18 protein-coding genes and 1 pseudogene are annotated in these 21,226 nt (G+C 75.1%); 14 read left to right on the top strand and 5 right to left on the bottom strand.

Going from position 1 to position 21,226, the window contains the following annotated elements; genetic code table 11:
* The first annotated feature begins 149 nt into the window (after window positions 1–149).
* From ACZ58N_RS15160 to ACZ58N_RS15140, 5 genes are all read left to right on the top strand, one after another.
* Window positions 150–593 (top strand): SRPBCC family protein, encoded by a 444-nt coding sequence (locus tag ACZ58N_RS15160; protein ID WP_471159142.1) that lies wholly within the window; start codon window positions 150–152, stop codon window positions 591–593.
* A gap of 236 nt (window positions 594–829) precedes the next feature.
* Window positions 830–1,663 carry a M55 family metallopeptidase gene (locus ACZ58N_RS15155; RefSeq protein WP_471159140.1) on the top strand — a complete coding sequence of 278 codons (834 nt, stop codon included), beginning with the start codon at window positions 830–832 and terminating at the stop codon, window positions 1,661–1,663.
* A gap of 1 nt (window position 1,664) precedes the next feature.
* Entirely contained in the window at window positions 1,665–3,008 is a 1,344-nt protein-coding gene (locus tag ACZ58N_RS15150; RefSeq protein WP_471159258.1) for a M20/M25/M40 family metallo-hydrolase, read from the top strand.
* A 13-nt stretch (window positions 3,009–3,021) separates the two neighbouring features.
* Window positions 3,022–5,046, top strand: a complete 2,025-nt coding sequence (locus ACZ58N_RS15145) for a S9 family peptidase (protein ID WP_471159138.1) — start codon at window positions 3,022–3,024, stop codon at window positions 5,044–5,046.
* Between the two features lie 33 nt (window positions 5,047–5,079).
* Window positions 5,080–5,319, top strand: coding sequence for a DUF1049 domain-containing protein (locus tag ACZ58N_RS15140; protein WP_471159136.1), 240 nt, complete (start codon window positions 5,080–5,082; stop codon window positions 5,317–5,319).
* A 105-nt stretch (window positions 5,320–5,424) separates the two neighbouring features.
* Here the strand turns inward: ACZ58N_RS15140 and ACZ58N_RS15135 are convergent, their stop codons facing one another.
* Window positions 5,425–6,144: a hypothetical protein gene (locus ACZ58N_RS15135; protein ID WP_471159256.1), complete on the bottom strand. Its 720-nt coding sequence runs from the start codon at window positions 6,142–6,144 to the stop codon at window positions 5,425–5,427.
* Window positions 6,145–6,181: 37 nt separating this feature from the next.
* On the opposite strand from ACZ58N_RS15135, the gene ACZ58N_RS15130 reads away from it, so the two are divergent.
* From ACZ58N_RS15130 to ACZ58N_RS15120, 3 genes are all read left to right on the top strand, one after another.
* The gene (locus ACZ58N_RS15130) at window positions 6,182–6,784 is read left to right on the top strand and encodes a GNAT family N-acetyltransferase (protein WP_471159134.1); all 603 of its coding nucleotides are present in this window, start codon (window positions 6,182–6,184) and stop codon (window positions 6,782–6,784) included.
* A complete protein-coding gene (locus ACZ58N_RS15125) occupies window positions 6,781–7,680 on the top strand; it encodes an arginase family protein (protein WP_471159132.1) in 900 nt (299 codons plus the stop codon). Before ACZ58N_RS15130 ends, ACZ58N_RS15125 begins: the two co-directional genes overlap by 4 nt.
* Window positions 7,681–7,744: 64 nt before the next feature.
* Entirely contained in the window at window positions 7,745–9,739 is a 1,995-nt protein-coding gene (locus ACZ58N_RS15120) for a DUF5107 domain-containing protein (RefSeq protein WP_471159130.1), read from the top strand.
* Window positions 9,740–9,754: 15 nt separating this feature from the next.
* On the opposite strand, the gene ACZ58N_RS15115 is transcribed toward ACZ58N_RS15120, so the two are convergent.
* The gene (locus ACZ58N_RS15115; protein WP_471159128.1) at window positions 9,755–10,654 is read right to left on the bottom strand and encodes a LysR family transcriptional regulator; all 900 of its coding nucleotides are present in this window, start codon (window positions 10,652–10,654) and stop codon (window positions 9,755–9,757) included.
* A gap of 122 nt (window positions 10,655–10,776) precedes the next feature.
* On the opposite strand from ACZ58N_RS15115, the gene ACZ58N_RS15110 reads away from it, so the two are divergent.
* Window positions 10,777–12,150: an MFS transporter gene (locus ACZ58N_RS15110; RefSeq protein ID WP_471159126.1), complete on the top strand. Its 1,374-nt coding sequence runs from the start codon at window positions 10,777–10,779 to the stop codon at window positions 12,148–12,150.
* Window positions 12,151–12,235: 85 nt separating this feature from the next.
* Here ACZ58N_RS15110 and ACZ58N_RS15105 read toward each other — a convergent pair whose 3' ends face one another.
* Complete coding sequence (locus ACZ58N_RS15105; protein WP_471159125.1) at window positions 12,236–13,093, bottom strand: class I SAM-dependent methyltransferase; 858 nt, start codon at window positions 13,091–13,093, stop codon at window positions 12,236–12,238.
* A 261-nt stretch (window positions 13,094–13,354) separates the two neighbouring features.
* Between ACZ58N_RS15105 and ACZ58N_RS15100 the strand changes: the two genes are divergently transcribed.
* From ACZ58N_RS15100 to ACZ58N_RS15090, 3 genes and pseudogenes are all read left to right on the top strand, one after another.
* Window positions 13,355–14,614: an aminotransferase class I/II-fold pyridoxal phosphate-dependent enzyme gene (locus ACZ58N_RS15100; protein WP_471159123.1), complete on the top strand. Its 1,260-nt coding sequence runs from the start codon at window positions 13,355–13,357 to the stop codon at window positions 14,612–14,614.
* Between the two features lie 41 nt (window positions 14,615–14,655).
* A pseudogene (locus ACZ58N_RS15095) lies at window positions 14,656–15,321 on the top strand (formylglycine-generating enzyme family protein); the annotation flags it as partial.
* Between the two features lie 154 nt (window positions 15,322–15,475).
* The gene (locus tag ACZ58N_RS15090; protein ID WP_471159121.1) at window positions 15,476–16,885 is read left to right on the top strand and encodes an amidase; all 1,410 of its coding nucleotides are present in this window, start codon (window positions 15,476–15,478) and stop codon (window positions 16,883–16,885) included.
* 30 nt (window positions 16,886–16,915) lie between these two features.
* Here ACZ58N_RS15090 and ACZ58N_RS15085 read toward each other — a convergent pair whose 3' ends face one another.
* Entirely contained in the window at window positions 16,916–17,542 is a 627-nt protein-coding gene (locus tag ACZ58N_RS15085; RefSeq protein WP_471159119.1) for a DedA family protein, read from the bottom strand.
* Window positions 17,539–18,315 carry an MBL fold metallo-hydrolase gene (locus tag ACZ58N_RS15080; protein ID WP_471159117.1) on the bottom strand — a complete coding sequence of 259 codons (777 nt, stop codon included), beginning with the start codon at window positions 18,313–18,315 and terminating at the stop codon, window positions 17,539–17,541. The genes ACZ58N_RS15085 and ACZ58N_RS15080 overlap by 4 nt, the downstream gene beginning before the upstream one ends.
* A 215-nt stretch (window positions 18,316–18,530) precedes the next feature.
* Between ACZ58N_RS15080 and ACZ58N_RS15075 the strand changes: the two genes are divergently transcribed.
* Window positions 18,531–18,935 (top strand): hypothetical protein, encoded by a 405-nt coding sequence (locus ACZ58N_RS15075; protein ID WP_471159115.1) that lies wholly within the window; start codon window positions 18,531–18,533, stop codon window positions 18,933–18,935.
* A gap of 219 nt (window positions 18,936–19,154) precedes the next feature.
* On the top strand, window positions 19,155–21,221 hold the full coding sequence (locus ACZ58N_RS15070; RefSeq protein WP_471159113.1) for a phage holin family protein: 2,067 nt from the start codon (window positions 19,155–19,157) through the stop codon (window positions 21,219–21,221).
* The last annotated feature ends 5 nt before the right edge of the window (window positions 21,222–21,226 follow it).

The raw sequence follows: 21,226 nt of genomic DNA, 5'->3' as shown, positions 1-21,226 counted from the left end.
CCGAGAATAGAACAAACGTTCCCATGATCGTGCGGACCGGCACCGGCGGCCCGCACGCGCCGGTGGCCGACCGGCGCGGATTTGGGAGCCCGGGCCGGAGATGGTTGGCTTCGCCGTGACGAGCGATCACAACTGCTGGAGGAACAGGTATGGCGCAGGTCGAGGCCACCACGGAGCGGATCATCGCGGCCGACGCGGAGACCGTGTTCGACACGCTGGCCGACTACAGCGGCTCCCGCGGCAAGCTGCTCCCCGAGCACTTCAGCGAGTACGAGGTCCGCGAGGGCGGCGACGGCGAGGGCACCCTCGTCCACTGGAAGCTCCAGGCCACCAGCAAGCGCGTGCGCGACTGCCTGTTGGAGGTCACCGAGCCCACGAACGGCCAGCTCGTGGAGAAGGACCGCAACTCCTCCATGGTCACCACCTGGACCGTGACCCCGGCCGGCGAGGGCAAGTCCAAGGTCGTCGCCGCCACCGTCTGGAACGGCGCCGGCGGCATCGGCGGCTTCTTCGAGCGCACCTTCGCCCCCAAGGGCCTCGCCCGCATCTACGACACCCTCCTCGACAACCTGGCCCGCGAAGTCGAGAGCTGAGCGGGGCCGTTCGCGCGGCGCGCACCGGGGCTCACCGGTTCGGGTGGAATTCCGGCGGCCCCGCGCCGCCGGAACCCCGCCCCGCCCTGCCCCGGCCCGCACCGCCGGATGCCCCCGGCCTCCCGCCCCCGCGCGACCCGCGGTGCGCCGCGCCGGACTGAACCGGCCGCTCCCCGCGGATCGCCCGGCCAGGGCCTAGGGTGGGCCTCCCGCGACCCGACCCACCGGGGGGCCCGATGAAGATCCTCATCTCCGCCGACATGGAGGGCGCCACGGGCGTCACCTGGCCCGAGGACGTCCTGCCCGGCGCGCCCCAGTGGGAACGCTGCCGCGGCCTGCTCACCTCCGATGTGAACGCCGCCGTACTCGGCTTCTACGACGGCGGCGCCGACCAGGTCCTCATCAACGAGGCCCACTCCACCATGCGCAACCTGCTGCTGGAGAAGCTCGACGCCCGAGCCGAACTGCTGACCGGCCGCCACAAGAACCTCTCCATGGTCGAGGGCGTCCAGCGCGGCGATGTCGACGGCATCGCCTTCGTCGGCTACCACACCGGCGCGGGAGCCGAGGGCGTCCTCGCCCACACCTACCTCGCCAACTCCATCACCGGCGTCTGGCTGAACGGCCTGCGGGCCGGCGAGGGCACCCTCAACGCACACGTCGTCGCCGAGTACGGAGTCCCCGTCATCCTCGTCACCGGCGATGACCTGACCTGCGTCGACGCCGCCGGCTACGCCCCGGACGCGATCACCGTCGCCGTCAAGGACCACGTGTCGCGCTACGCGGCCGTGTGCCGCACCCCCGCCCGCACGGCGGCCGACATCCGGGCCGCGGCCGCCGAGGCCACGGCGCTCGCCGTCCGCCACGAGCCCGTGCGGGGCGGCCCGTTCACCGTCGAGGTGGAGTTCGACGCCGAACACCTGTCGCTGGCCGCCACCGTCGTCCCCGGCGTCGAACGTTCCGGCGAACGCCGCGTCGAGTACACCAGCGGGACCATGTACGAGGGGATCCGCACCTTCAAGGCGGTCACGACGGTCGTCTCGGCGGCCGTGGAGGAGCAGTATGGCTGACATGCACCCGGTGGCCGAGGACGACGCAGCACTGGACCGGACGGCGTTCGACGAGGTGGTCGAGTTCACCTCCGCGCTGATCCGGATCGACACGAGCAACCGCGGCGGCGGTGACTGCCGCGAGCGGCCCGCCGCCGAGTACGTGGCCGAACGCCTGGCCGGCGCCGGACTGGAACCCGTCCTGCTGGAGCGCACCCCGGGCCGCACCAACGTGGTGGCCCGCATCGAGGGCACCGACCCCTCGGCCGAGGCCCTCCTCGTCCACGGCCACCTCGACGTCGTCCCGGCCGAGGCCGCCGACTGGAGCGTGAACCCCTTCTCCGGCGAGGTCCGGGACGGGGTGGTCTGGGGCCGCGGCGCCGTGGACATGAAGAACATGGACGCGATGGTGCTGGCCCTCGTGCGGGCCTGGGCGCGCCGGGGCGTCCGGCCCCGCCGGGACATCGTGATCGCCTACACCGCCGACGAGGAGGACAGCGCCGTCGACGGCTCCGGCTTCCTCGCCGACCACCACCCCCACCTCTTCGAGGGCTGCACGGAGGGCATCGGCGAGTCCGGCGCCTTCACCGTGCACGCCGGACCCGGCCGCACCCTCTACCCGATCGCGGCCGGCGAACGCGGCACCGCCTGGCTGAAGCTCACGGCCCACGGCACCACCGGGCACGGCTCCAAGCCGAACCGGGCCAACGCCGTCACCCGGCTCGCCGCGGCCGTCGCCCGGATCGGCGCACACCAATGGCCCGTCCGCCTGACCGACACCGTCACCGCGTGCATCACCGAACTCGCCGCCCTGCAGGGCCTGTCGGTCAACCCCCGCGCCCCCGGCTTCGACGTCGACGCCTTCCTGCCCAAGCTCGGACCGGTCGGCGCGCTCGTCGAGGCCACCGTCCGCAACAGCGCCAACCCGACCATGCTCAGCGCCGGTTACAAGCTGAACGTCATCCCCGGCCACGCCACCGCCTACGTCGACGGGCGCATCCTGCCCGGCGGCGAGGCCGAGTTCATGGCCACCCTCCAGGAACTCACCGGCCCCGACGTGCACTGGGAGTTCCACCACCGGGAGGTCGCGCTCGAAGCCCCCGTGGACGGCCGCACCTTCGCCGTGCTGCGCGAGAGCGTCGAGCACTTCGACCCCGACGGGAACGTCGTCCCCTTCTGCATGGCGGGCGGCACCGATGCCAAACAGTTCTCCCGGCTCGGCATCAAGGGCTACGGCTACTCCCCGCTCCGACTGCCGCCCGGCTTCGACTACTGGTCCCTCTTCCACGGCATCGACGAACGGGTCCCCGTCGACGCCCTCCACTTCGGTGTCCGCGTCCTCGACCGCGCCCTGCGCGCGCTGTGAAGGGAGCCCGGTGATGACGGCCCCAGGCCCGTACCTGCCGTACGGCAGCTGGCCCTCCCCGATCGACGCCGTGCTCGCCGCCTCCCACGACGGCCGCCCCGAATACCTGGGCACCGTCGGCGCCGAGGTGTGGTGGACCGAGCCCCGCCCGAAGGAGGGCGGCCGGCGCGCCCTCGTGCGCCGGCCCGCCGACGGACGGGCCGCCCGATCAGTGCTGCCCGCCCCGTGGAACGTGCGCAGCCGGTTCACCGAGTACGGCGCCATGCCCTGGGCGGGCACCGAACGGCCGGCCGGAGGACCCCTCGTGGTGTTCGTCCACCACGCCGACCAGCGGATGTACGCCTACGAACCCGACGCACCCGGCAACCCCGCGCCGCGCCCGCTGACGCCCCTGTCCTCGCGACCGGCGGAGTGGGGCGGCCTGCGCTGGGCCGACCCGGTGCTGCGCGGCGCCGAGGTGTGGTGCGCGCTGGAGGAGTTCACCGGACCCGGACCGGGTGACGTGCGCCGGGTGACGGCCGCCGTACCGCTCGACGGTTCGGCCGCCGACGACCGGACCGCCGTACGGGAGCTCACCGACGACCGGCATCGCTTCCGGACCGGACCCCGGCTGTCCCCCGACGGGAGGCGCGCCGCCTGGCTGGTCTGGGACCACCCCCGGATGCCCTGGGACGGCACCGAACTCCAGGTCGCCGACGTGACCCCGGACGGCACGCTCGGCACCCCCCGCACCGTCCTCGGCGGCCCGGACGAGGCCGTCGCCCAGGTGGCGTGGGCCGCCGACGGGAGCCTGCTCGCGGTGAGCGACCGCAGCGGCTGGTGGAACCCGTACCGGGTGGACGTCGCAGGCGGCGGGGCGGTCAACCTGTGCCCCCGCGAGGAGGAGTTCGGCGGCGCCCTGTGGAAGCCGGGGCTGAGCTGGCTGGCCCCGCTGTCCGGCTCCCGCGCCGAGGGATCCGGCGGCGGGCTCCTCGCCGTCCTGCACGGCCGCGGCTCCTCGGTGCTCGGCGTCCTCGACCCCGACAGCGGGGACCTCGTCGACGCCGCGGGCCCCTGGACCGCCTGGCAGCCGACCCTGGCCGTCAGCGGCACCCGCGTCTACGGCGTCGCGGCGAGCCCGCGCAGCGCCTACGAGGTCGTCGAACTGGACACCGCGACGGGCCACGCCCGGGCCGTCGGCGCCCACGCCGCCGACCCCGTGGACCCCGCGCACTACCCGGAACCGCAGACCAGGACCTTCCCCGGCCCCGGCGGACGGGAGATCCACGCGCACGTCTACCCGCCGCACCACCCCGCCGTGCGGGCCCCGGCCGACGAGCGGCCCCCGTACGTCGTGTGGGCGCACGGCGGCCCCACCGACCACGTCCCGCCCGCCCTGGACCTGCACATCGCCTACTTCACCTCGCGCGGCATCGGCGTCGTCGAGGTGAACTACGGGGGCTCCACCGGATACGGGCGCGCCTACCGGGAGCGGCTGCGCGAACAGTGGGGGGTGGTCGACGTCGAGGACTGCGCGGCCGTCGCCCGGGCACTGGCCGCCGAGGGCACCGCCGACCCCGCCCGGCTCGCCGTCCGCGGCGGCAGCGCCGGCGGCTGGACGGCGGCCGCCTCCCTGGCCGCCACCGACCTGTACGCCTGCGCCGCGATCATCTACCCGGTACTGGACCTGCGGGCCTTCGCCGCCGAGACCCACGACCTCGAATCCCACTACGCCGACGGCCTGGCCGGACCGCCGCAGACCCTGGCCCTGCGCAGCCGCGAGCGGTCCCCGGTGGCCCGCGCCGACCGGATCACCGCCCCCTTCCTGCTGCTCCAGGGGCTGGACGACGCGGTCTGCCCGCCCGCCCAGGCCGAGCGGCTGCTGGCCGCGCTGCGGGGCCGTGCGGTACCGCACGCGTACCTCACCTTCGAGGGCGAGGGCCACGGCTTCCGGCGAGCGGAGACGATCGTCAGGGCACTGGAGGCGGAACTGTCGCTTTACGCACAGGTCTTCGGGATCGACCGGGACGACGTCCCCCGTCTGGCCCTGCACAGCTGACCCCCGGGCGCCCCGCGGGCGGATCATGGGCCCATGACCCACCACGCCCCGAAGGGCGGCTCCCAGGGCCGCGGCATGTTCACCCCGGCCCGCGTGGGCATCCTCGCCCTCGCGGTCCTCACCCTCGTCTTCATCTTCGAGAACACCGGGTCGACGGAGATCCGACTGCTCGTCCCGATCGTCACGATGCCCCTGTGGGTGGCCCTGCTCGGCACGGCGCTGCTCGGCGGGCTCTGCGGCGCCTACCTGGCCCGGCGCCGCCGGCCCCGGTAGCGCGGGCACACGCCGTCCCGGGCGGCCGGAGCCGGCGCACCCGCGGCGGCCGGACCGGCCGCCGCGGCCCGTGCCACGTGGGCGCCGGCCCCGGCGGCCGACCGCTCAGGCCGTGTGGAGCCAGACGCGGAGCGGACCGATCGGGGCGAACCCCGCACGGACGGCCGCGTCGAGGTCCTCCCCGTGCTCGTAGCCCACGACCGGCAGCCCCGGCCACAGCTCGTGGGCCGCGCCGACCGCGGCCGCCCAGGCCGAATCCGCGCCGGCCGGGTCCGGGGCGAACAGGTTGGACACCCCCACGACTCCGCCCCCGAGGCTGAGCACGGCCCCGGCCACGATCCGCCCCCCGGCGCGCCCCGCCAGGAAGACGATCCCCGGGGAGAGCAGCTCCGGTCGGAACGGCCCGGCCGACTCCCCGCCGGCCCACGCCGCCTCCCAGTCGGCCAGCTCCCCGGCATCGCGGACCGGCGACCACGCCGGGCCCCCGTCGCCCGCGCCGGCGGGCGCGGGCCCCGCCGGACGGTGGATCCACCGGGCCTCGAAGAGCACCTCGAAGCCCGCCGGGGCCAGGTCCAGCACGGCGAAGCTGTCCTTCACACCGCATCCCGGCGACGCCGTGTCGACGCCGCCCAGCACCTCGGCCGCGGTGGCCCCCGGAGTCAGGGACACCGCGTCGGGATACAGCGCGGGGGTGCGCGCGGCGCCGCTCCAGACGGTCGGCGCGAAGGCGGTCGGCACCCCGTGGGCGCGGCTCACGGCGTCGCACCAGTCCGCGTTGTTGCGGGCCGCGGCGAGCAGCAGGGCGGAAACGTCCTCAGTGATCATCACCGGGGGATGCTGTCACGGCCTCTAGCCTGGGGCGATGGAATATTCGCACTACGTCGCCACCGGCCCGGCGGTCGGCCTGCGGCCCTTCCGGCAGGCCGACGGCCCCGAGTTCACCGCCCGCGCGCACGAGAGCCGGCACCTGCACCGGCCCTGGCTGTTCCCGCCCGTCACCGTCGCGGAGTACGAGCCCTGGGCGGCCCGCCTCGGCGGCGACGAGGGCCGCGTCGGGTTCCTGGTCTGCGAACTCGCCACCGGGGCCATCGCCGGCTTCGTCAACGTCAACAACATCGTCCTGGGCGCCTTCCGCTGCGGCGCACTGGGCTACGGAGCCTTCGCGCACGCCGCCGGCCGCGGACTGATGGGCGAGGCCCTCGACCTCGTCGTCGACCAAGCCTTCGCGCCGGCGGACCGGGGCGGACTCGGCCTGCACCGCCTGGAGGCCAACATCCAGCCGGCCAACGCCGCCTCCATCGCCCTGGTACGAAGCCGCGGTTTCCGCCTCGAAGGCCTCTCCCCGGACTTCCTCCACATCGACGGCGCCTGGCGCGACCATGAACGCTGGGCCGTCACGGCCGGCGAACCCCGCCGGCCGAAAACCGGGACCGCGGAGCCCGAGTCGCCCAGGATGGAGTCATGAGAAGCCTCGTACTCATCGACGCACCCTCCAACCTCGGCCTGCGACCGCCCGCGCCCGGCACGGTCCCCGGGGTTCACAAACTGGCCGGCGCCCTGCGCGAGCAAAGGCTGCTGCACCGGCTCGGCGCACGCGAGGGCGGCGTCGTCGTCCCGCCCCGCTACGACCGGGGCGATTGGCAGGAGGGCGACGGCGTCTTCCACGCGAAACCCCTCGCCGGATACACCACCGTCCTCGCCGACCGCATCGAGAAGCACCTGCGGGCCGGGGAGTTCCCCGTCGTCCTCGGCGGCGACTGCTCCATCCAACTCGGCGCCGCACTCGCCATGCGCCGCATCGGCCACTACGGGCTCGCCGCGATCGACGGGTCCGCCGACTTCCGCCACCCCGGCAACGAGGCCGTCAACGGACCCGTCGGCGCCGCCGCCGGCGAGGAACTGGCCCTGGCCACCGGCCGGGGCCAGGCCGACCTGACCGCTCTGGAAGGCCTCGGCCCCTACCTGCGCGACGAGGACGTACGCCTCTTCGGACTCCGCGACGGCGACCCCGACCTGCCCGAACTGCACGCCGCCGGGATCGCCGCCGCCACCGTCGGCGACATCCGGGAGCGGGGCGCCGCGGCCGTGGCCCGCGCCGCGCTGGAAGGACTCCACCCGCCGCGTACGGACGGCTTCTGGATCCACCTGGACGCCGACGTCCTGGACCCGTCCGTCATGCCCGCCGTGGACAGCCCCGAACCGGGCGGGCTGCTGCCCGACGAACTCGCCGCACTGCTCGACGTACTGGCCCGCTCCCCGCGCTGCGTCGGGCTCAACGTCACCGTCTACGACCCGGACCTGGATCCGGACGGGCGTGCGGGAGCGCTGCTCGCCGACCTGGTCTCGGACGCCTTTGCGTAATCCTGACCGGTGGTGATGCGCGGAACCCCTGTGCACCGGCCGCGCCGGCGTGTTCCATTTCCCCATGGCCACAACCGTCCGACGTGCCCTGCTGACCCTTCCCGCGGCCCCGTTGGGTCCCGACAACCCCCTCCCGGCCCTGCGCGCACCCGACGGGGTGCACGTACTGGACGAACGCGCGCGCGACGGGCTGCCGCGCGACATGGCCCGCCAGATCGGGTACGAACCGCTGCGCTCGCTCCTGCCCGTCCCGGTCCGGGACGGGTACGGACGCGAGCGCGCGGAGCGCGAGTTCGAATCGGTCGTCATCGAGAACGGCCTGCTCCGCGTCACCGTGCTGCCCGGACTCGGCGGCCGGATCCACTCCCTCGTCCACCTGCCGACCGGCCGCGAACTGCTGTACCGCAACCCGGTGTTCCAGCCCGCCAACTTCGCCCTCAACGGAGCCTGGTTCTCCGGCGGCGTCGAATGGAACATCGGCGCCACCGGACACACCACCCTGTCCTGCGCCCCGCTGCACGCGGCGCCCGTCCCCGCACCCGACGGCGGCGTGATGCTGCGGATGTGGGAATGGGAACGGCTGCGCGACCTGCCCTTCCAGGTGGACCTGTGGCTCCCCGCCGACTCGGAGTTCCTCCACGTCGGCGTCCGCGTCCGCAACCCGCACGAACGCCCCGCGCCCGTGTACTGGTGGTCCAACACAGCCGTCCCCGAGGAGCCGGGCAGCCGGGTCCTCGCCCCCGCGGAAGAGGCCTGGCACTTCGGCTACGAACGCTCCCTGCGCCGCGTCCCCGTACCCGTCATGGACGGCGAGGACCGCACGTACCCGCTGCGCGACACCTATCCCGCCGACTACTTCTACGAGGTCCGCGACGCGGACGCGGACCGACCCTGGATCGCCTCGCTCGACGCCGACGGGTACGGGCTGGCGCAGGCCTCCACCGCCCGACTGCGCGGCCGCAAGCTGTTCGTGTGGGGCAGCGGGGCGGGCGGCCGGCGCTGGCAGGAATGGCTGACCCGGCCCGGCACCGGCGGCTACGCCGAGATCCAGGCCGGCCTGGCCCGCACCCAACTGGAACACGTACGCCTCGAAGGCGGCGCCGAGTTCAGCTGGCTGGAGGTCTACGGACCGCTGCGCGCCGACCCCGCCCAGGTGCACGGAGCCGACTGGGCGGCGGCCCGCGGCGCGGTCGCCGGGGCCCTGGACGCGGTCATGCCCGCGGCGACCCTCGACGCCGCCTTCAAGGCCTGGCAGGCCCGTGCCGACACCGAACCGGGGGAGCGGATCGCCACCGGCTCCGGGTGGGGCGCGCTGGAGGTGCTGTGCGCGGGCCACTCCCTGCCCGGCACCCCCTTCGAGGAATCGACCCTCGGCGCCGCCCAGGAACCCTGGCTGAGGCTGTGGCGCACCGGGGTCCTGCCCGCGCCGCGCAGGGCCGCCCCGCCCGGCGAGGCCCTCGTCGCCGGGCACTGGCGGGACATGCTGGAGACGGCCCCGGCCGACCCGCTCACCGAGTACCACCTGGGCGTCGCCCAGTGGCACGCCGGTGACGTCGCCCAGGCCGTGCGGAGTTGGGAACGAGGCCTGGTCCTGGCGCCCTCCCGCTGGCCCCTGCTGCGCTGCCTCGCGGTGGCCGACGCCCTCGCCGGGGATCCGCTGCGGGCCGCCGACCGGTACGCCGAGGCCTTCGCGGACCTGGTCGCGGAGAGCCGGGGCGGGGAGGTCTGGGCCGCCGCCGAATCCGCCCTGGGCCGGGAGGCGATGACAGCCCTGCTGGCCGCGGGCCGGCCGGCCGCCGCCCGCGAGGTGTGGGACGGGCTCCGCCCTGCCTTGCGCGAGCAGGGCCGGTTCCGGCTGCTCGCCGCCCGGCTGCTGGCCGCGGAGGGCCACGTCGGTGCGGCACGCCGGCTCTTCGAGGACGGCTTCGAACTCGCCGACCTCCGCGAGGGCGAGGAGGCCCTGTCCGAGCTCTGGGCCGACCTCACGGACGCCCCGCTGCCGCCCGCGTACGACTTCCGCATGCGCCCGCCCGGTGGTTCGGGCCGATCAGCCCCCTGACGACAGGTCCCGGACCTACGGCGCCGCCCGGCCGAGCTCGTCCCGGACGACCCCGCGCACCAGGCCGCGCAGCCAGGCGTGGGCGGGGTCGGCCGCGTACCGCGGGTGCCAGGCGAGGGACAGCTCCAACGGCGGCAGGTCGAGCGGCACGGGGAAGGTGGCCAATCCGAACCGACGGGCCGTCGCCGAGTGGACGCGGTCCCCGAGGATGCCGACGAGGTCCGTGTCCAGCAGGGACAACAGGGCCGAGGCGAACGTCGGGTACACGGCGACCACCCGGCGCGCCAGGCCCCGGTCGGCCAGCGCCGTGTCGATCGGTCCGCCGAACCGGCCGCGGCGCGAATGGTTGATGTGGCCGGCGGCGGCGAACCGTTCGACGGTGACGTCGCCGTCCAACAGGGGGTGGCCGGCCCGGACCACACCCACGAAGCGGTCCTCCAGGAGCGGTTCGATCCGGGTCTCCGGACCGGAATCGGTGACGTTGCCGAGTTCCAGGTCCGCCAGACCCTCGCGGAGGTACTGGACGTCCTGCGGGCCCTCGCCCAGGAACCGGAGCGAGACGCCGGGGGCCTCGGTCCGGATCCGGGTCAGCAGCGGCGCCCCGAGCCGGACGACCAGTGACTCGTCCGCCTGGACGGTGAAGACCTGCTCCAACCGTGCCGGATCGATCTCGCCGACCGGCGTGAAGACGGCCCGGGCCCGGGAGACCAGCTCGTGGACCTCCGCCCGGAGGGCCAGCGCGCGCGGTGTGGGCACCATGACCCGCCCCGACCGGACCAACACCGGATCGCCGAGGGCGCGCCGGATGCGGGCGAGGGTCCGGCTCATCGCCGGCGACGACAGGCTGAGCCGGTCGGCGGCGCCCCCGACACTGCCCTCTTCGAGCAGGGCGTCCAGGGCGATCAGCAGATTCATATCCAGGTGCATGCGGTGCACTTATCTCTTCGCAAGGTTGCATTTGAAGGCAAGTCCGATGCGAGCCTACCGTGGGGTCACGGCCGGCCCCGTCACCCTCCCTCGGACGAAAGACCCCTGAAATGAACCTGGTTGCAGAGCGCCGCACACCCCGGCCGGCCGGCCGCCGAGCCGTGTACACGGTGATGGCCGCGTGTTCCGTGCTGGTGGTGTCGCTCGTCGCGGCGGTCAACCTCGCGATCCCCGCACTGGCGGCGAGCCCCCTCGAACCGTCCGCGGGCCAACTCCTGTGGATCGTCGACACCTACGTCCTGGTGTTCGGCTGCCTGCTGATACCCGCCGGCGCGCTCGGCGACCGCCACGGCCGCAAGGGCGCCCTGCTGGCCGGACTGGCCCTGGTCGCCGTCGGGGCCCTGCTGTCCGCCGCGGCCCCGGGCGTGGCCGTACTCATCGCCGGACGGGCCGTCACCGGCATGGGGGCGGCCCTCGTGATGCCGGCCACCCTGTCGCTGATGCTGGAGGTGACCGAACCCGCCGGACGCCCCCAGGCCGTCGCCGTGTGGACGGCCGCGACCGGCATCGCCGGAGTCGTCGGGAACATCGGCGGCGGCCTCGTCCTGCAGTACCTGCCCTGGCAGGGCCTGTTCCTGGCCGTCGCGCCGGTCGCCGTCGTCCTGGGCCTGCTGGCGGCCCGCTTCGCCCCGCGCGGCGAACGGCGCCCCGCGGCACTGGACGTGATCGGCTCCGTCCTCCTCGTCGCGGCCGTCGCGGCCCTGCTCCACGGCATCATCGAGGGCCCCTCGGCCGGCTGGGCCTCCGTACGGGTGCTCGGCGCGCTCGCCGCGTCCGCCGTCCTGCTGACCCTGTTCGTGGCCCGCTCGCTGCGCACGGCCCACCCGCTGATCGACCCCCGACTGTTCCGCGACCGCAGGTTGCGCGCCGGTTCCCTCGGCGTCGGCGTCGCGTTCTTCGGGCTGTTCTCGCTGTTCTACGTCAACGCCCAGTACCTTCAGTACGCCAAGGGGTACTCGCCCCTGCTCACGGGCTGCGCGATCGTCCCCCTCGCCGTCGGCATGATGGTCGCCTCCCGCCGCAGCATCGCCCTGGCCGCGCGCTTCGGTGACGCCGTCGTCGCCGTCGGCCTCACCGGGATCGTCGCCGGCCTCTTCCTGATCTCCTTCGCCACCGCCGCCACCCCCTATCCCGTCTACGCCCTCTTCCTCGTGCTCCTCTCCCTCGGCATGGGCCTCTGCGTGCCCGTCCTGTCCTCCGCCGTGATGACGTCCCTGCCCCAGTCCCGGGCCGGTCTCGGCTCGGGCCTGAACGGCGCGACGCGTGAGATCGGCAGCGCGCTGGGCGTCGCCGTCCTCGGCACCGCCCTCTCCACCCACGGCTCGCAGGACTTCTCCCAGGCGATGTCCTTCGGACTGCGCGTCGTCGCCGTCCTCGTCGCCGCCGGCTCGCTCCTCACCCTGTCCTGGTGGCGCCGCGGTTAGGGTCCGCCGGCACATCCCGTCGTGGGCGGGGCCGGCGGCCGTGGGGAAGGTCGGTGCCCCGTGGAGGCCCGCGCGTGCCCCGGCGCTAGGCGCGGCAGATCAGTTCGCCGTTCAGGACGGAGAACCAGGCGTCGGGGGCCGCGCCCCACGCGTGCCAGGCACCGGCGGCGGCGTCCAGGTCGGCGGGGGTGCCGTGGCCGCCGTCCGTCGCGATGGCCGCGTAGGCGGAGGCCGTCGTGCGGTCCGCCCACAGGGAGGACCACCAGGCGACCTCCTCGGCGGTGGCGTAGCACCAGGCCGTCGCCGAGGCGGAGATCTCCGCAAAGCCCGCCGCGCGGGCCCATGACAGCAGCCGACGGCCGGCGTCGGGCTCGCCGCCGTTCGCCCGGGCCACCCGCCGGTACAGGTCCAGCCATTCCTCCAGGCCCGGAGTCGCCGGGTACCAGGTCATCGCCGCGTAGTCGGCGTCGCGCACGGCCACGATGCCGCCCGGCCGGCACACGCGGCGCATCTCGCGCAGGGCCCGTACCGGGTCGCCGACGTGTTGCAGCACCTGGTGGGCGTGGACCACGTCGAAGGTGTCGTCGGGGAAGTCCAGGGCGTGGACATCGGCCGTACCGAAGTCGATGACCCCGGCCAGGCCGCGTTCGCGGGCGTGGGCACGGGCCTGCTCGACCACGTCCGCCGCCGCGTCCACGGCCGTCACCCGGCCGCCCGGGGCGACCAGTTCCGCCAGGTCCGCCGTGATGGTGCCGGGCCCGCAGCCGACGTCCAGCACCCTCATGCCCGCGCGCAGTTCCCCGGTCAGATAGGCGGCCGAGTTGGCGGCGGTGCGCCAGCGGTGGGAGCGCAGTACGGACTCGTGGTGGCCGTGCGTGTAGACGGCCGTCTCGTGGGCGGTGCGGGCGTCGTTCTCGTGGGTGGCGCGGGTGGCGTCGTTCATGGCGGAACCCCTCCTCGTCGAAGCGTCGTGATCACGGTAGAGGATCCGACCGTCATGTGAGACCTGCGTTTTGAAATGTGGACAGGAGGCTTGCGCGGCAAGGGGTGAGGAGTGCACGTCCCGGGTTCGGGTCGCGCGGACGGCTCTGCGGTTCGACGGCCCGGCCGACGGGCACGGTGGGCCGAATGACCGTATAAAGGGCAGTGACGAAGCCGGTCGGCGGCAGTGCGGCGGCAGCGGAAGGCGGACGCGGTGGCGGGGATGGCCGAGGGGACGACGCACGGTCCGGGCACGGCCCGGGCCTGGGGGCCGGTGTCCGTCGGGCGTGGGCCCGTCCGCTACGGCCCCCCCGCTCCGGAACCCGGCCTGCCCGCCCTCCCCGAACTGACCGAGGCCCTGGCCGGGGCGGCGGACCGGGCCGCCCCCGAGCCGCCGGGCGGCGGGGAGCCGCTGCGCGAGGCCGCCTGCCGGTACTGGGCCCGGCGCGGGCTCGCCACCGCCCCGGAGAACGTGGCCGCGGGGCCCGGCGCCCCCGCCCTGCTGCTGGCCCTGCTCGGCGCGTACGGCGGCGACGTCATGCTGCCCCGCCCCTGTCCCGCTTGGTGGACCCCGCAGGTCCGACTGCTGGGACGGAGGGCCTACCACGTGCCGACCCCCGCCGAGTGCGGCGGCGTACCGGACCCGTACGCCCTGCTGGAAACCGTACGGAGGGTCCGGGCCGAGGGCGGCGATCCGCGCGTGCTGCTGCTGTCCGTGGCCGACGACCCGACGGGGACCGTGCCCCCTCCCGAGCTGCTCCGCGAGGCCTGCGAGGCGGCGGAGTCCGCGGGCCTGTTCGTGGTCGGCGACGAGAGCTGGCGCGACACCGTCCACCGCCCCCACGACACCCTCGCGCTGAGCCCCGCCGAAATGCTCCCCGACCAGGTCGCCGTCCTCGTCGACCTCTCCGGCGCGCTGCTGCCCGGCGGCTGGCCCGCCGCCGCGCTCCGCCTCCCCGGAACCCCGCGCGGCACCTGGCTGCGCGCCCGGACCCTGGACATCCTCACCGCCACCGGCGCCCTGGTCGCCGGTCCCGTCGCGGGGGCCGCCGCGCACGCGCTGGACGAACCGGACCCGGTCACCGAACGGGCCTACGCCGCCGCGGCCCTGCACGGCACGGTCGCCGCCGCCGCGCACCGGGTGCTGTTGGCCGCCGGGGCCTTCGCGCGACCCCCCGAGGCCGGCCGACACCTGTACGCCGACCTCACGCCGCTGCGGGCCGGGCTGGCCCGGCACGGGGTGGGTGACGCCATGGAGCTGGAGGACTGGCTCGGCGCCCGGCTGGGTGCGGCGACCCCCGGCGGGCAACGGTTCGCCGACGACCTGGGAGCGTTGCGGGTACGACTGTCGACCGGGCCGCTGCTGGGCGGCGGACCGCGACAGCGACTGGCCGCCCTGGAGTCCCCGGACCCCCTGGCGCTGCCGCACGTCCGCGGGGCGCTCGACCTGCTCGGCTCGGTCCTCGCCGGGCTGGCCGACTGACCGGGCCCGCGCGTGAACTCGTGTCGTAGGATCCCCTGTTCATGGACGCGAGTGCGGAACCGGGGATGATCGCCGTGCCGCCGGGGCGGGTCACCCTGTCGGACCGGCGGACTATGCGCAGTTGGGGCGTGGACCTCGCGCCGTACCGGATCGCGGCCCTCCCCGTCACCCAGGCCCGGTACGCGGAGGTCACCGGCCTGCGGCCCAGCGCCGCCCGGGGTGACCGGTTGCCCGTCGAGAGCGTGTCCTGGTGGGACGCCGTCCGGTTCTGCAACGCGCTGTCGGAGGCCGAGGGCCTCGCACCCGTCTACCGCTTCCACCCCGACGGTCTGGGCGTCGACCACGAGGAATCCGCCGACGGGTACCGGCTGCCGACCGAGGCCGAGTGGGAGCACGCCTGCCGGGCCGGCACCACCGGACCGCACTACGGGCCCCTCGACGAGATCGCCTGGTACCGCGGCAATTCGCTGGAGCGGATCCACGAGGTGGGCGGCAGGCTCCCCAACGCGTGGGGCCTGTACGACATGCTCGGCAACGTCTGGAACTGGTGCTGGGACGTCTACGACGCCGAGGTGTACGGGAGTTACCGGGTACTGCGCGGCGGCGGTTGGTTCGACGAGCACTGGAGCTGCCGGGCCTCCGCACGCCGCCGCAGCCACCCGAGCTTCCGGGTCGAGGACGTCGGATTCCGGGTGGCACGCTCCCTGCCCGGCACCACGAGCGGGACCGGGCGCGACGCGCGGGACGCGAAGCGGGACTCGGCGGACGTACGGAACGTGCAGGGAGTGCAGGACGTGCGGAACGTGCAGGACGTGCGGAACGTGCAGGACGTGCGGGACCGACGGAACGGGAAGGACGTCGATGGACGATCGTGAGCTGGTGTTCCTGGGAGCCGCCCGACAGGCCGAACTCGTGCGCACCGGAAAGGTGTCGGCGCGCCGGTTGGTGGAGGCGACGTTGCGCCGCGCCGAGCGGATGGATCACCTCGGAGCCTTCCGCGTGCTGCTCGGGGAACGCGCCCTGGCCGAGGCGGACGCCCGCGACGCCGCGCTCGCGGCGGGCGGACCCGGCGCGGACGGGCCGCTGTTCGGGGTACCCGTCGCGATCAAGGACGAGCTGGACGTGGCCGGGGAGGTGACCACCTTCGGCGGCGCGGCCAACCTGACGCCCGCCGCGCACGACGCCGAGGCCGTCCGGCGGTTGCGGGCCGCCGGAGCGGTGGTCATCGGGAAGACCACGATGCCCGAGTTCGGCCAGTGGCCGTTCACCGAGTCGGCCGCGCACGGCTACGCACGCAACCCCTGGAGCCCCACGCACACCACCGGCGGATCCAGCGGGGGCAGCGCAGCCGCCGTCGCCGCCGGTCTCGCCGGCGCCGCGCTCGGCGGGGACGGCGGCGGGTCCATCCGGATCCCGGCCGCGTGCTGCGGCCTGTTCGGCCTCAAACCGCAGCGCGGCCGCGTCCCCACCGCCCCGCACCCGCACCTCTGGTACGCCCTCGGCACGATCGGACCGTTGACCCGCACCGTGTTGGACAGCGCCCTGCTCCACGACGTGCTCGCCGGCCCGGCCGAAGGGGACCGCTGGACCGCGCGGCCCGCCCGGACGAGCTTCGTCCACGCGGCGTCCACCGAACCCGGCAGGCTCCGGATCGGCTACTCGGCCGCCCCCGCGGTGTTCGGAGTGCGCCCGCACCCCGAACACGTCGCCGCGCTCCTCGACACCGTCCGGATCCTGCGCGAACTCGGCCACGACGTACGGGAGGTGGACCCCCGCTACCCCGACAGCACGGCCCCCTTCGTGGCGCAGTTCTTCGGGGGCGTGCGCGCCGAGGCGGCGGCCGTGGAACGGCCCGAGCTCCTGGAGCGGCGCACCCGTGGCACCCTGCGCCTGGCCCGGCCGGTGTCCGGGGCCGTGGTGGAACGGGCCGTCCGCGCGGGCGAACGACTGGCGGCGCGGGCCGGCCGCTGCTTCGCCGGGGCCGACCTGCTGCTCACGCCGACCCTGGCCGCCCGGCCCCGGCGCGTCGGAGCCCTCGACGGGGTGGGGACGGTCGGCGCGATGCTCCGGTCGCTCCCGATGATCGCCTACACCGCACTGTGGAACGTCACCGGTCACCCAGCGGCCTCCGTCCCGGCCGGTTTCGGCTCCGACGGACTCCCGCTCGCGGTCCAACTGGTCGGCAGGGAACACCAGGAGACGACCGTCCTCCAAGTGTCGGCCCAACTCGAAGCCGTCCGCCCCTGGGCCCACCGGACCCCCGGCCCGTGACCCCCGACACCGTCGTGGCGCAGCCGCCGCCTACCGACGTGCCCGCCGCCACACCGCCGGCCCCGCGCTGATCAGCAGCGCGAGGCCGACGGCCAGCGCCACGCCCTTCCACGGCTCGGAGAACAGGGACCCGCCCAGGATTCCGATCAACCCGTACGTCGCCGCCCAGGCCAGGCAGGCCGGGGCGTCGCCCCGGGCGAACCGCCGCAGCGGCATCCCGGCCAGCAGGCAGGCCAGCATCACCGGGATCCGGCCCGCCGGGACCAGCCGCGACAGCACCAGCACCATCACGCCGTTCTCGTCGAGCTTCGCCTGCGCCCGTTCCAGCCGCTCCGGCGTGGCCCGTCCACGGAGCGACTCCAGCCACCGCGAGCCACCGCGCGAACGCACCCCGCGCCGCCCCAGCCAGTACAGCGCGACATCGCCGAGGAACGCCGCCGCGGCGGACACCCCGAACACCAGCAACAGCCCGAACGGCAAGGTCTGGTGGTGGAACGCCACCACGGCCGCCGTGCTCACCAGCGCGCCCGTCGGGATCACCGGCACCAGCGCGCCCAGCGCCACCAGCACGAACAACGCCGGGTACCCCACCGCCTGCTGGGTGGTCTCCGGCGGCACCTGACCGGCGGCAGCCGCCGCCTCCCGCCAAGGGATCACGGAAGCCGCACCCGCTCCCCGTGGGCCGGTACCCGTACCGTCACCTTCGGGGCGTGCCGCAGCGCGTGCCGCGCGAACTCCTCGCCGGGCGCGTGGAACTCGTGCGGACGCACCGCGTCCATGCCGATCGGCCAGTACGTCCCGTAGTGCACCGGCACCGCCGCAGCGGGAGCCAGCTCCGCCAGCGCCCGCGCCGCCCGCTCCGCGTCCAGGTGCCCCGGCCCCAGGTAGGGCCCCCAGCCGCCCACGGGCAGCAGCGCCACGTCCACCGGCCCGACCTCCTCGGCCATCGTGTCGAACAGGCCGGTGTCCCCGGCGAAGTACGTCCTCGACGCGCCCTCGACCACGTACCCGAGCGCGGGCGACCGTTGCGGACCGAACGGCAACCGCCGCCCGTCGTGCCGCGCACTGACCACCCGTACCCGCACCCCGTCCCGTACGGCGACCTCGTCGCCCGGGGCCACCTCCGCCACCACCAGGTCGCGCAGCTCCGCGAGCCGCTTCAGACCCGGCACCGCCCCGCGCGCCCCGCGCGGCACCACCAGCCGGGTACCGCGCGGCACGCGGGCCAGGGACGGCAGGTGCAGGTGGTCGGAGTGCAGGTGCGACACCAGCACCACGTCGGCCCGCGCCGCCTCGGGTGGTGGCGGCGCGCCGCGCCGCCGCCGAAGGTGCGCGAGCCGACGGGCGAACAGCGGATCGGTCAGCAGCCGCACCCCCGAGTCCCGCACCGTGCACGTGGCGTGCCCCCACCAGGTGATCTCGACCGGCACCCCGGCCTCCCTCCCTCGGTCCCGCACCCTCGGCTCCCGCTCCTCCCGAGCTTAGGACCTGTCGTCAAACTCCCGAGGCCGCCCTCCGGGCGATGACGGGACTTTGACGACAGGCCCCAGGGGCGGCCGGGGGGATCCGCGCGGACGGGGCCTCCCCGATCGGATCCGCGCGGTCCCCTCCTCCGCGGGCCCGGATCGGAGTAGGGTCGGGCGCCATGGATGAGCTGCGCGTGGCCGCGATCGCCAGCCTGGCCCCGCTTGAGGAACTCGACACCGATCCCTTCGCCGTGGACACCCGGAGCCAGCACGCCATGTGCGCGCGCTGGGCTGCCGACCAGGGCTACGTGGTCACCCGGCACCTGCTCTTCTACGGGCTGCGGGCCGACCACTGCGGGCTGTGGTGCGACGTCGACGCCGGCCAGATCGACCTGTTCGTCGCCCCCAACAGGCGCGTCCTGGCCCGGGCACTGAGCTCGGTCGACGAGTTCGCCGCGGAATGCGAACGGCGCGGCGTCCGGTTGGAGACCGCCGGGCTCGACGAGCCGCAGTACACCTCGGCGATGAAGGCCGAGGTGCACCGTCGGCTCTCCATGCCGACCGCCGGCTACGACGGCACGTAGCCCCACCACCGCCGGCCCGGCCGACCCCGCCCGCCGGACCGTCGGTCGACGGCCGGCGGGCGCCGTACGTTCGTGCGCCACCCGTGTCCGCCGCACCGCCCCACCACCCTGTGCGAGGCTGGCCGGGACGGCCGCCGGCGGGGCGCGGCCCGGGACGGAAGACGGGGAACGGGCGTGGGGCGAGGGCGTTGGCGTTGGCGGGCCGCGGGTGGTGCGCTGATGCGGGTGGTGATCGTGTGGGCGGTGTCCACGCTCACCATGCTCGTCCTCGCCGGAATCCTGCCCGACTTCCGCCTCCAGTCCTCCGACGGCGACAGCATCACCCGGATCGGGCTGACCGCGGCCTGGGGCGCCGGCGCCTTCGGCCTGCTGAGCGCGCTGGTGTGGCCGGTGGTGGTACGGGCCCTGCTGCTGGTGCCCGCGCTGGTGCTCGGGCTGCTCGTGTTCTTCCTCAACGGCTCGATCCTGCTGATCGCGCTCAGCCTGACCCCGGACGGCCGCGGCGCGGTGGCCCCCGAGACGGCCGTCGTGGTCGCCGCGGTGATGTCCGCGGTGGCGTCCGCCACCTCCACCGCCCTCGCGGTCCGCGACGACGAGGCGTACCGGCGCCGGCTGTACCGCCTCGCCGACCGCAGGCGCCGCCGGCGCCGTGAGGGCGCCCCGGGCGCGGCAGAGGCCGCACCCGGGCTGATCGTCCTCCAGTTGGACGGCGTCGGGTACGAGGTGCTGCGCGGGGCGGCGGCGGCCGGGCTGATGCCGACGGTGGCGGACTGGCTTGAGCGCAGCCACCGTCTCGCGCCCTGGCGCACGGACTGGTCCAGCCAGACCGGCGCCAGCCAACTCGGCATCCTGCACGGCTCCAACTTCGACGTACCGGCCTTCCGCTGGTACGAGAAGGACACCGGCGAGGTGATGGTCTGCAACCGGCCCACGAGCGCGGCCGAGCTCCAGCGCCGGGCCGTACGCCGCACCGGGGACGCCGGCCTGCTCACCCTCGACGGCGCCAGTCGGGGCAACCTGTTCAGCGGCGGGGCCGACCAGCTGGCGCTGGTGCTGTCCGTCGCCGCCCGGCGGGGCCGCGACAACCGCTCCCGCGCGGGCTACTTCGCGTACTTCTCCGACCCGGCGAACGCCGTCCGCACCGCCCTGTCCTTCACCGCCGAGGTGGGCCGCGAGATCAGCCAGTCGCTGCGCTCCCGCGCCCGCAGGACCAAGCCGCGGGTGGCGCGCGGCGGGCTCTACCCGATCATCCGGGCCTTCGCCACGGTCATCGAGCGGGACGTGGTCGTCGCCGCGGTGATCGGGGACGCGCTGGCGGGCCGCACCGCCGTCTACGCCGACCTGGTGGCCTACGACGAGGTCGCCCACCACTCGGGCCCGCAGGGCGGGGACACCGACCGGGTACTGGCCCGCCTGGACCGGAGCCTCGCGCTGATCGCCCGGGCGGCCGAGCACGCCCCGCGCGGCTACCGGTTCGTCCTGCTCTCCGATCACGGCCAGAGCCCGGGGGAGACCTTCTTGGGCCGGTACGGGCTGACGCTGAAGGACCTCGTCCGGGCGGGCTGCGGGCTCGCCGTCTCCCGGCGGGCCGGCGGCACCCGCAGTGGGGCCGAGGCCCGCGCGGCCGTCCTGGCGGCCCTGCACCGGCCTGAGGACGAGGGCGAGGAGGCCCGGCCCGAGTCGGGCTCCGACCCGGTGGTGCTGGCGTCGGGCAACCTCGCGTTGATCTCCTTCCCGGACCTGCCCGGGCGGGCCACGCGCCGGTGGATCGAGCGGGCCCACCCCGCCCTGCTGGCCACCCTGGCCAACCACCCGGGGGTGGGCTTCCTGCTGGTGGACGGCGAGGTGCTGGGCCCGGGCGGCGCCTCGGCGCGGCTGGACGTACCGGGCGCCGCGGAGGAACTGCTGGCGCCGTTCGGGCCTGGCGCGGCCGAGGCGGTCCGCCGGACGGACTCCTTCCCGCACGTGGCCGACATCATGGTCAACTCGGCGTACGACCCGGTGACGGGCTCCGTGCACGCCTTCGAGGAACAGATCGGCTCGCACGGCGGCCTGGGCGGGGAGCAGGCGCGCCCGTTCCTGATGTGGCCCACGGAGCTGTCCGATCCTGGCCGCGAGCTGGTGGGCGCCGAGGCCGTGCACGACGTCCTGCGCCGCTGGCTCCGGGAGGCGGACGGCCCCCAGGTTCCGCTCACGGACCGACCGGCGGAGGATCCCCGGCAGGACCCCGATCCGGGTGGAAGCCTTCCTTCCGTGGGGGTGCCCGCACCGGACGAAACCCGGTGATTTGG

Source organism: Streptomyces sp. NPDC040432, assembly GCF_055595445.1.
Note: the sequence above shows the minus strand (reverse complement) of the source record. Positions and strands in the feature narration are given on the sequence as shown.

Excerpts from the sequence above, each read along its gene's own strand:
- ACZ58N_RS15090 (WP_471159121.1), top strand. The coding sequence starts at position 15,476 with ATGGACGATCGTGAGCTGGTGTTCCTGGGAGCCGCCCGACAGGCCGAA.
- ACZ58N_RS15070 (WP_471159113.1), top strand. The coding sequence starts at position 19,155 with ATGCGGGTGGTGATCGTGTGGGCGGTGTCCACGCTCACCATGCTCGTC.
- ACZ58N_RS15110 (WP_471159126.1), top strand. The coding sequence starts at position 10,777 with ATGAACCTGGTTGCAGAGCGCCGCACACCCCGGCCGGCCGGCCGCCGA.
- ACZ58N_RS15100 (WP_471159123.1), top strand. The coding sequence starts at position 13,355 with ATGGCCGAGGGGACGACGCACGGTCCGGGCACGGCCCGGGCCTGGGGG.
- ACZ58N_RS15075 (WP_471159115.1), top strand. The coding sequence starts at position 18,531 with ATGGATGAGCTGCGCGTGGCCGCGATCGCCAGCCTGGCCCCGCTTGAG.
- ACZ58N_RS15120 (WP_471159130.1), top strand. The coding sequence starts at position 7,745 with ATGGCCACAACCGTCCGACGTGCCCTGCTGACCCTTCCCGCGGCCCCG.
- ACZ58N_RS15150 (WP_471159258.1), top strand. The coding sequence starts at position 1,665 with ATGCACCCGGTGGCCGAGGACGACGCAGCACTGGACCGGACGGCGTTC.
- ACZ58N_RS15125 (WP_471159132.1), top strand. The coding sequence starts at position 6,781 with ATGAGAAGCCTCGTACTCATCGACGCACCCTCCAACCTCGGCCTGCGA.
- ACZ58N_RS15155 (WP_471159140.1), top strand. The coding sequence starts at position 830 with ATGAAGATCCTCATCTCCGCCGACATGGAGGGCGCCACGGGCGTCACC.
- ACZ58N_RS15105 (WP_471159125.1), bottom strand. The coding sequence starts at position 13,093 with ATGAACGACGCCACCCGCGCCACCCACGAGAACGACGCCCGCACCGCC.
- ACZ58N_RS15140 (WP_471159136.1), top strand. The coding sequence starts at position 5,080 with ATGACCCACCACGCCCCGAAGGGCGGCTCCCAGGGCCGCGGCATGTTC.
- ACZ58N_RS15145 (WP_471159138.1), top strand. The coding sequence starts at position 3,022 with ATGACGGCCCCAGGCCCGTACCTGCCGTACGGCAGCTGGCCCTCCCCG.
- ACZ58N_RS15115 (WP_471159128.1), bottom strand. The coding sequence starts at position 10,654 with ATGAATCTGCTGATCGCCCTGGACGCCCTGCTCGAAGAGGGCAGTGTC.
- ACZ58N_RS15130 (WP_471159134.1), top strand. The coding sequence starts at position 6,182 with ATGGAATATTCGCACTACGTCGCCACCGGCCCGGCGGTCGGCCTGCGG.
- ACZ58N_RS15160 (WP_471159142.1), top strand. The coding sequence starts at position 150 with ATGGCGCAGGTCGAGGCCACCACGGAGCGGATCATCGCGGCCGACGCG.
- ACZ58N_RS15135 (WP_471159256.1), bottom strand. The coding sequence starts at position 6,144 with ATGATCACTGAGGACGTTTCCGCCCTGCTGCTCGCCGCGGCCCGCAAC.